This is a genomic window from Chitinophaga sp., from assembly GCF_036566945.1.
GTDB lineage: Bacteria > Bacteroidota > Bacteroidia > Chitinophagales > Chitinophagaceae > Chitinophaga.
This window is the reverse complement of record NZ_DATCVJ010000933.1, coordinates 1-9,958: the sequence shown is the minus strand read 5'-3', so window position 1 is coordinate 9,958 and position 9,958 is coordinate 1. Positions and strand designations below refer to the sequence as shown.

Sequence of the window (9,958 nt, the reverse complement as noted above, 5' to 3'; positions counted from 1 at the left end):
TCTTTTTATAATATTCGCTGGTGACTAAAAGCTAAAAGCTAATGGCTAACAGCTATTTCTTCATGTACATTACTTCTTTCACCAGTTTCACGGTACGCTCTACATCGGGGAGGTACTGTTTTACCAGGTTAGGCGCATAGTGCATAGGAGCATCCTGTGCAGTAATACGGCGGATAGGTGCATCCAGGTAGTCGAAACCTTCTTTCTGGATACGGTAAGTGATTTCAGAAGAGATGCTGGCGAAAGGCCATTGTTCTTCTACGATCACCAGGCGGTTGGTTTTCTTCACAGATTCCAGGATGGTGAACCAATCCAGCGGACGGATAGTACGCAAATCGATTACTTCTGCTTCGATACCTTCTTTTGCCAGTTCTTCTGCTGCGCCCAATGCTACTTTCATCATTTTGTTGAAAGAAACGATGGTCACATCTTTACCTGCACGTTTAATATCTGCTTTACCAATTGGGATGATGTATTCTTCTTCAGGTACTTCACCCATGTCACCGTACATTAACTCACTTTCCATGAAAACAACCGGATCGTCGTCGCGGATAGCCGCTTTGAGCAAACCTTTTGCATCATAAGGGTTAGAAACGGATATTACTTTCAGCCCGGGGATATTGGCATAGTAGCTTTCGAAAGCAGTAGAGTGTTGTGCACCGAGCTGTCCTGCAGAACCGTTAGGTCCGCGGAAAACGATCGGGCAACCCACTTGTCCACCGCTCATCGCGAGCATTTTGGAAGCGGTATTGAGGATCTGATCCAACGCCAGTACGGCGAAGTTCCAGGTCATGAATTCAAGAACCGGACGCAGGCCGTTCTGAGCAGCACCTACACCAATGGCAGTAAATCCAAGTTCTGCGATCGGCGTGTCAATTACGCGTTTTGGACCAAACTCATCCAGCATTCCCTGGCTCACTTTATAAGCACCATTGTATTCGGCTACTTCCTCCCCCATAAGGAATACCCGTTCATCACGGCGAAATTCCTCCTGCAGGGCTTCTCTTAAGGCTTGTCTGAAAGCTATCTGACGCATGCTATTCTTAATTGAAAGTTTAATTGCCTTTATCGAAAGGCAGGGCAAAAATATTGTTTGTTAGCGAAAAAGCAAAGTAAACGCCCGATTAATAATTATTATGCCCCTGACACCCACATTGTTGGCGGTTAATTAAAATAATTATATATATTTATATTTTTTAACATTATTGAAGCCTGCCAACAATTTCCTGCCGTCATGATTACCATTACTATCCTGACCCTCTGCTTTTTAGCTGCCCTTTCCTTTAAAATCAAAAAGGCCCAGGCCCCGGTTGCCCAGGTGCTTTTATGGTACATTCACCTGGTTCTGGCTTGTTTTGCCGGTCTATGCCTGCTCCTGATGCTGAATAGTTACGGCTTTAAAGGCACCCAAACAGAAAGGATCTTTTTTACGCTCTACGCCGGAACCGGCATGTTGCTCTATGGTTTAACGAAACCCGACAACGATGCCCGGTATGCTTATCTGGCCTGCTTTTTTGGTTTTCCCTTTGTGTTACTGATAGGATTACTCCTTCCGTTTCTGCGCACTATCACACTGGTAGCTACTATTACCCTGTTATCCGACAGTGAGTTTCACCGCTACCCTATTGATGATGACTATGCCCTGCAAACAAAAACCACCGGCATTTTATCTACCTACCCGGTATACAGCCTGGTAGAAGACAAATATTTATTTTTTGAGAAGATCACACCTGATGTCATTGCCCCCAGAACGGAAGTGCATTCCCTGAAGATGTCGAAACGCGGGCAGGATAGTTTGCGGATACAAATGAACCGGGGGGATACGGTGATAGCTGTTAGCTTTTAGCTTTTAGCTTTTAGCAAAATGCAGCGAAGATTGACAGATACATGTTCTTCGCTGCATTTTGCTAAAAGCTAACAGCTAAAAGCTAACAGCTAAATTTATACTTTTTCGATAATAATCGCACTTGCTCCCCCGCCGCCGTTGCAGATACCGGCTACACCGTAGCGGGCATTCTGCTGATGCAGGATGGAATTGAGCGTTACCACAATACGTGCGCCGCTGCAGCCGATAGGATGCCCCATGGCTACGGCGCCGCCCCATACATTTACTTTATCGAGTGGCAGTCCCAGGTCTTTTGCATTGGCGATAGGCACACAGGAAAATGCTTCGTTTACTTCTGCATAATCCATGTCGCCTATTTGCATACCGGCTTTGGCCAGGGCATTATTGATCGCTTTTACCGGTGTAGTGGTAAACCATTCAGGCGCCTGGGAAGCATCGGCAAAACTGATGATTTTAGCCAGTGGTTTTAATCCCAGTGCTTTCAGTTTTTCTCCGCTTACCAGTACCACGGCTGCTGCGCCATCATTGATATTAGAAGCATTGGCAGCGGTGATGGTACCATCTTTCTGAAAACTTGGTTTCAGGGTAGGTACTTTTTCGAAGATGACTTTTCTATAATCTTCATCTTCTGCCACTGTTACCACCTGTTTACCGGGCACCTGTACCGGCACTACTTCTTCCTTAAAATAACCTTTCTCCCAGGCAGCTGCTGCGCGCTTGTAGCTTTCAATGGCGTAGGCGTCCTGGTCTTCCCGGGTAATATGATATTCGGTAGCACACAGTTCTGCCGCATTCCCCATATGGAAATCCTTATAAGGGTCCCAGAGACCATCCCGGATAATACCATCTATAATATTTCCATGGCCCAGTTTATACCCGGTGCGGGCTTTATCCAGGTAATAAGGCGCTGCGCTCATGTTTTCCATGCCACCGGCCACGACTACATCATTGTCACCCAGCATAATGCTTTGCGCTCCGAGCATGATTGCTTTCATACCGGAGGCACATACCTTATTAACAGTGGTACAGGGTACACTATTGGGCACGCCTGCTGCCAGACTGGCCTGATTGGCAGGCGCCTGTCCCAGGTTGGCGCTGAGCACATTGCCCATATACACTTCATTCACTTCCGCTGCGGCAATACCGGCTCTTTCCAATACTGCTTTGATCACGGTAGCACCGAGCTGTGTAGCCGGAATACCTGCCAATGCGCCATTAAAGGAACCTATAGGGGTGCGGGCGGTAGCTACTATAAATACTTCTTTCATCTGATAAATAAGATTGATTTGGCTAGTTTATAATCTACCAAATATAAGGAAAGATGGGGGAACAAAAATGGCGCAGGAGATAGGATCTTCTGCGCCATTAACTTCATTTGATTCGTCACTGTCTAAGCTACTTTAAGAAAATACCATATAGTTGATAAGATCTATTCGCCTCTCATAATTATCAATTTCCGTATGTTTGCAGTTGCGTGATATCTCAAAACTCCATACAACAGATCCTCAGCCGCATAGATATTGTGGAAATAGTGGGCTCCTTCGTTAAACTGAAAAAAAGGGGCGCCAACTATCTGGGTTTGTGTCCGTTTCACAACGAAAAGTCCCCTTCTTTCACAGTTTCACCGGGTAAGGAAATTTATAAATGCTTTGGTTGCGGCGCCAGCGGCAATTCCATCAGCTTTATCATGGAGCACGAAAAGTACTCCTATGTAGAAGCGCTGCGGTGGCTGGCACAACGTTACCAGGTAGAGCTGGAAGAAACAGAGGTGAGTCCTGAGCTGAAACAGCATCAGCTCATGGCGGATAGTTTGTTTATCATCAACAACTACGCCCGCGAATATTTTACAGACGTACTTTTCAACAAAGAAGAAGGGCAGAATGTAGGGCTGAGTTACTTTGAAGAACGCGGATTTACGGAAGAAACGATCAAAAAGTTCCAGCTGGGCTACTGTATGAATACCTTTGACTCCTTTGCAAAATCAGCATTGGATAAGGGGTATAACCTGGAGTACCTGCAAAAAACGGGGCTGGTCACCATCCGTAATGATCAGCCGGCGGATAATTACCGTGGCCGTGTCATCTTTCCTATTCACAACCAATCCGGTAAGATATTAGGTTTTGGTGCACGTATCCTGGTAAAATCGGACCGGGCGCCAAAATACATCAACTCCCCTGAAAACGAGATCTATGTAAAGAGCCGGGTACTTTATGGTACCTACTTTGCGCGGCATGCCATTGATAAGCTCAATGAATGTTTACTCGTAGAAGGCTATACCGACGTGGTATCTTTGCACCAGGCGGGTGTGGAAAACGTGGTAGCGTCCAGCGGTACTTCGCTGACGCAGGATCAGCTCCGGTTGATAAAGAAATATACCAACAACCTCACCATCCTTTATGATGGTGACAGTGCCGGTGTGAAGGCCGCACTTCGCGGGCTGGATATGGCCATCGAAGAAGGGCTGAACGTGAAGCTGGTATTGCTGCCGGATAAAGAAGATCCGGACAGTTATGTACAGAAGATAGGTGCAGAAGCGTTCCGTGAATTCATCAAAGAGAATAAGCAGGACTTCGTGCTGTTTAAACTGCAGCTGAGCATGCAGGAAGCAGGCGCCGACAGTAATAAAAAATCACAGCTGGTAAATGAAATTGCCGAAACCATTTCCAAAATTGATAAGGCAGAAGATTTTACGCGGCAGCAGGATTATATCCGTCAGTGTAGTCAGTTACTGCATATTGATGAGCAGGGACTGATTCAGCTGGTCAATAAATTTATCCGCGACCGGCTTGTCAAACGGGAACAGGCTCACGCCCGTAATCACCCCGCTCCGGATGATGATGGACTCAGTGAAGAGGCTATTGCAGCCATGGAAGCGGCGGAGACGGGCATCTCCGTAGAATCGCTGATCAACGGCCATGAAAAACAGGAGAAAGAGCTGGTGAAAATTTTACTCCGCTTTGGGGACAAACCATTTAGTGAAGAAGAAAATAATACGGTGGCAGATTATATCTTCCACCTCCCCTACGACTTTGAAGCACTGGCAGAAAGTGAAGTGGTGAAAAGGATTTTAAGGGAATATAAAGTGCTGTATGATACCGGTAATCTGCAGGATAAGAAATGGTTCCTTTATCATGAAGACCAGGTATTGTCCAAACAAATTGCCAACATCCTGGAAGATAAGGAAGCGGATCTCAGTATGAACTGGAAAGACCGTTTTGAAATTGATTGTGTATATGGAGATAATGCTTATCTGAAAGATACCATCTCCACGACCAACTATCTTATTCTCCGTAAGATCAAAAAGCTGATCTACGAAAATCAGGAGGAAGCGAAGAAAGCGACTGATATGGATCAGATCATGGCTTGCCTGGAAATGCAGAAGCACCTGAACTCTCTCGAAAAAGAACTGACCAATGGTATGGGTACCGTTGTTTTCAAATAACCGTTTACGTTAGTATAAAAAAATAACCCACGGTATAGCACCGTGGGTTATTTTTTTATACTACTATCTTAGATTCGCTCCCATACCTGGAAGGAAAACGGATACTGATTTTTTTCATCTGCTTCATGGCGTTCATCGCTGACCAGTTCAAATTCTCCCCCATCTATTTGTGGAAAAAATGCATCCCCGGGTACCACTGCGTATACGCGGGTGAGGTAGATCCGTTCAATTAACGGCCATGCCTGTTCGAAGATCTGGGAACCGCCGGTAATAAACAGTTCTTCTCCTTCAAACGTTTTTGCTTTGGCGATGCCGTCTTTAATAGAGCTGACTACATAAGCACCTTCCGGCTCATAATCCGGTTGGCGGGTGATTACGATATTGGGTCTGCCTGGCAGGGCTTTGCCCAGGGATTCAAATGTTTTGCGTCCCATGACAATGGGTTTGCCCAAGGTAGTGGATTTAAAATATTTAAGATCCGTTGGTAAGCGCCATGGCAGCATATTATTGATCCCAATAACATTATTGTCCGATGCAGCTACGATAATGGATATACGCATATGGAGAAGGTTATATAGCTACCGGAGCTTTAATGGCTGGATGAAACTGATAGTTAACCAGTTCAAAATCTTCATACTTAAAAGAAAAAATATCTTTTACGTCCGGGTTGATTTTCATTACCGGCAGCGGGAACGGAGATCTGCTTAATTGCAGGTTCGCCTGATCTATATGGTTGCTGTAAAGATGTACATCTCCGAAAGTGTGTATAAAGTCGCCGGCATCGAGGTTACAGACCTGAGCCATCATCATGGTTAACAGTGCATAAGAGGCGATGTTGAAAGGTACGCCCAGGAATACGTCGGCGCTGCGTTGATAGAGCTGACAGCTTAGTTTACCGCGGGTTTCTCCTTTGGAGGCATCTGCCGGGGTTACATAAAACTGGAACAGGCAATGACAGGGGCTGAGTGCCATTTCTGACAGTTCGCCTACATTCCATGCGTTCACGATGATGCGGCGGGAGTCAGGATTGTTTTTAATGGTGTTTACCGCCTCCGTAATCTGGTCTATTACTTTTCCGCTACGGGTTTCCCAACTGCGCCATTGCTTGCCGTAAACGGGGCCCAAATCGCCGTTTTTATCGGCCCACTCATCCCAGATGCTCACACCATGTTCTTTTAGCCAGGCGGTATTGGTATCGCCTTTCAAAAACCATAATAATTCGTATATAATAGATTTAAGATGGAGTTTTTTGGTGGTGACCACGGGGAATCCTTCCTGTAAATTAAAACGCATCTGGTAACCAAAGCAGCTGGTAGTACCGGTTCCGGTGCGGTCAGTTTTAACGGCGCCCTCTCTGATAATATGTTGTAATAAAGATAGATACTGATCCATAAGGCCGCAATTTACGAAGTTTACTGTCGAAAAAATATAACATAATTAAGTCAAACAAAAAAAATCGAAATACCTCTAAAATTTCGTAATCTGCTATAATAATTCAACGTTACAACAAGATCGGCTTAATGAGAATCCCATCCCCGGACGACGTACTGAAAAACCTGTGTTAGCCAATCCGGTCGGGAAATTACAACGAAGATAGTTTTTAATAATGCAACCAAAATCAAACTAATTAGTCCTTTTAATCAACAAAATCTGCTGTCAGCTATATGATAAGATAACCTGTTTTACCACATCATCATTTATCTAAACCAAACAAGCTATGCTTCTACCAAAATCCAGCTTGCTGGTACTGCTATGCCTGTGCAGTACCCTGGCACTATTTGCGCAACAAAACATTTCCGGAAAAGTAAAGGATGCCGTGAGTGGCAAACCTATACCCGGTGTCACGGTTCGGGTTCCCAACACGAACAAAGGTACTATCACAGATGCCGTTGGCCAGTTCACGCTGGCTGTTCCTGCCGGTACCACCAGTTTACTGGTGAGTTACACCGGATACAAGACACAAACCCTTCAGCTAAAACCCGGTGAAACCGTATTTAATATCTCCATAGAAGAAGATTTTGCCCGGCTGGAAGAGATTGTGGTAACGGGTTTGGCCACCAATGTAAAGCGAAGCAACCTTGCCAATGCCGTGGCCACTATTTCAGGTAAGGAATTAAATGGTGTGGCGCCTGCCCAGACTTTTGATGCCGCCCTCAGTGGTAAAGTCCCCGGCGCCCTGATTACTGCCAATTCAGGGGCTCCCGGTGGTGGTATTTCTGTAAAAATGAGAGGTATTACATCCATATTTGGTAACTCACAGCCGTTGTATGTAGTAGACGGTATTTTTTTTAACAACAGCAGTATTCCGGCCGGATTAAATGATGTTACCGGCGCCGCTACCGCAGGCAACCCCAATAACCAGGATAACCCCTCCAGCCGCATTGCGGATCTGAACCCTGAAGACATTGAAAATATTGAGATCCTGAAAGGTGCTTCTGCCGCCGCCATGTATGGCGCCAAAGCAGCTGCCGGTGTAATTATCATCACCACTAAAAAAGGTAAAACCGGTAAAACAAAGTTCAGCGTAAACCAGGAAGTAGGTTTTACCCAGGTAAGACATCTTATGGGCGTACGTACCTTTACCGCGGATGCAGCCGCCGATCTGGCTGGTTCTGCAGATAACCCCGATCCCGCTGTACAAGCCAAACGGAATGCATACAAAGCGCAGTTTACCGCTGCTCAAAATGCCGGCAAGATCTATGACTATGAAAAAGAAATGTTTGGTCAAACCGGGCTGGTATTGAACTCCGGCGTTTCGCTCAGCGGTGGTAGTGAAAAAACCACCTTCTATCTTTCCGGAAACAGAAGACAGGAAGCCGGCATTGTAAAAAATACCGGGTATTTCAACAATTCCGTGCGACTGAATATAGACCATAAAATCAGTGATCGTATATTCATTGGCGTTACTACGAATTATATAGGTTCTTCTGCCGACAGAGGGCTTACCAACAATGATAACAACGGTGTATCCTATGGCGTGGCCTTATCTTCCACCCCGGACTTTGTGGACCTGCATCCTAATGCATTGGGCGAATATCCTGACAATCCTTTTGCGGCTTCCAACCCGCTGCAAACCCGCGACCTTAGCAGCAACAACGAACAAACCAACCGCTTCGTAGGTGGTGTGAATCTCGAAGCACGCTTGCAACAGAATGATCGTTCCACTACCCGCTTCATCGCACGTGGAGGTCTGGATTATTTCAATTTTAAAACGGCGGCACTGTTTCCCCGTAACTTACAGTTTGAAGCCAACAACCTGCAGGGGCATTCTATTCAGGGAAATACCAATAATACCAACACCAACATTGCCGGTTTTCTTGTCAATACCTTTACGCCCAATCCTAACCTCAGTTTAACCAGTACCGCAGGTGCCACACTGGAAACGGGTTTCATGGACAACATTGTGACTACCGCTACCAACCTGGTGTCCGGACAAAGTAACCTGGATGCCAGCGCCAATACGGCTACGCGGCAGTTCCGGCAGAAGTACCGTGATAATGGTTTGTTTATACAGGAAGACCTTTCGATCATTGATGCCATCACCCTCAGTGCCGGCGTACGTTTCGACCGGTCTACCAATAATGGCGACTACCTGAAGTACTATATTTTCCCTAAAGGCGCCTTTTCGTGGAATCTGACCAAAATGAAATTCTGGAATATTGCTGCTATTGATAACTTCAAGATCCGCGCTGCTTACGGCCAGTCCGGCAATGTGCCGCCATATGGCAGTAAGTTTACCGCTATGCTGGGAAGCAATATTGGCGGGTATCCCGGGGTACTGGTAGATAACCTGCAAGGTAATCCGGATATCAAGCCAGAGCGACAGGCAGAATTTGAAACAGGGCTGGACATCAGTGTACTGAATGGTCGTATTAGCCTGGAGGCCAGCTACTACAACAAAAATATTTATGATGTATTGTTGCGCCATGCCTTGCCTGGCTCCAGCGGTTATGCCAATGAGTGGAAAAACAGTGGAGACCTGAAAAACCAGGGTATGGAACTGGGGCTGACCGTTATCCCGGTAAATAAGGCCAATCTCCGCTGGAACAGTACCGTGAATTTCTGGTTTAACCGTTCCAAAGTCACCAGTCTGATTATTCCACCTTACGCCATAGGCGCCTTTGGTAATTCGCTGGGAACTTTCTATCTCGAACAGGGAGAACCGGCCACGCAGATCAAAGGTACTGTGGATGGTGCGCTGAAGCTGATCGGCAACTCTGAACCTAAATTCCAGATGAGCTTTTTCAATGAAGTGACATTGTACAAAAACTGGTCTTTACGATTCCTCATTCATTGGAAAAAAGGAGGCGATAATATTAACCTGACGCAGTTACTGACCGATATCGGTTCCACTTCACCTGACTTCGACGAGCCTATGAAAGGCACCAAGGCAGGGCTTTACCGTCCGGGAGCTGGTGATGCTTCCATCTACGTACAAGACGCTTCGTATGTACGTATCCGTGAGATAGGTATTTATTACAATCTTCCTATGAAAAATACAAAAAACATCAGGGCTATACGCCTGGGTGTTTCCGCCAATAACTTCTTTACGTGGACTAAGTATATTGGTTATGATCCGGAAGTATCCAACTTCGGCAGTAACACCATCACTACCTCTCAAAGCCGTGGTAGTATTGGGTTATCAACTGGCGTAGATGTGATGCCTTTTC

7 protein-coding genes are annotated in these 9,958 nt (G+C 45.9%); 3 read left to right on the top strand and 4 right to left on the bottom strand.

From position 1 onward, the window contains the following. Nucleotides 1–52: 52 nt before the first annotated feature. Nucleotides 53–1,048, bottom strand: a complete 996-nt coding sequence (locus VIP81_RS28040) for a pyruvate dehydrogenase complex E1 component subunit beta (RefSeq protein WP_349258200.1) — start codon at nt 1,046–1,048, stop codon at nt 53–55. A 186-nt stretch (nt 1,049–1,234) separates the two neighbouring features. Here VIP81_RS28040 and VIP81_RS28035 point away from each other — a divergent pair, with 186 nt between their 5' ends. Next, nucleotides 1,235–1,846: a hypothetical protein gene (locus tag VIP81_RS28035; protein ID WP_331969306.1), complete on the top strand. Its 612-nt coding sequence runs from the start codon at nt 1,235–1,237 to the stop codon at nt 1,844–1,846. Between the two features lie 95 nt (nt 1,847–1,941). Here the strand turns inward: VIP81_RS28035 and VIP81_RS28030 are convergent, their stop codons facing one another. Further along, on the bottom strand, nt 1,942–3,114 hold the full coding sequence (locus VIP81_RS28030) for an acetyl-CoA C-acyltransferase (RefSeq protein ID WP_331969303.1): 1,173 nt from the start codon (nt 3,112–3,114) through the stop codon (nt 1,942–1,944). A 206-nt stretch (nt 3,115–3,320) separates the two neighbouring features. Between VIP81_RS28030 and dnaG the strand changes: the two genes are divergently transcribed. Continuing rightward, on the top strand, nt 3,321–5,288 hold the full coding sequence (dnaG, locus tag VIP81_RS28025; RefSeq protein WP_331969301.1) for a DNA primase: 1,968 nt from the start codon (nt 3,321–3,323) through the stop codon (nt 5,286–5,288). A 68-nt stretch (nt 5,289–5,356) separates the two neighbouring features. Here dnaG and VIP81_RS28020 read toward each other — a convergent pair whose 3' ends face one another. Both VIP81_RS28020 and VIP81_RS28015 read right to left on the bottom strand, forming a co-directional pair. Continuing rightward, entirely contained in the window at nt 5,357–5,848 is a 492-nt protein-coding gene (locus VIP81_RS28020) for a dihydrofolate reductase (RefSeq protein ID WP_331969298.1), read from the bottom strand. 10 nt (nt 5,849–5,858) lie between these two features. Beyond that, entirely contained in the window at nt 5,859–6,680 is an 822-nt protein-coding gene (locus tag VIP81_RS28015; RefSeq protein WP_331969294.1) for a thymidylate synthase, read from the bottom strand. A 325-nt stretch (nt 6,681–7,005) separates the two neighbouring features. Between VIP81_RS28015 and VIP81_RS28010 the strand changes: the two genes are divergently transcribed. After that, nucleotides 7,006–9,958 (top strand): SusC/RagA family TonB-linked outer membrane protein (locus tag VIP81_RS28010; RefSeq protein ID WP_331969291.1); only part of this gene is annotated, 2,953 nt, incomplete at its 3' end.

Coding starts and splice junctions, on each gene's coding strand:
- VIP81_RS28035 (WP_331969306.1), top strand. CDS start 1,235: ATGATTACCATTACTATCCTGACCCTCTGCTTTTTAGCTGCCCTTTCC.
- VIP81_RS28030 (WP_331969303.1), bottom strand. CDS start 3,114: ATGAAAGAAGTATTTATAGTAGCTACCGCCCGCACCCCTATAGGTTCC.
- VIP81_RS28020 (WP_331969298.1), bottom strand. CDS start 5,848: ATGCGTATATCCATTATCGTAGCTGCATCGGACAATAATGTTATTGGG.
- VIP81_RS28015 (WP_331969294.1), bottom strand. CDS start 6,680: ATGGATCAGTATCTATCTTTATTACAACATATTATCAGAGAGGGCGCC.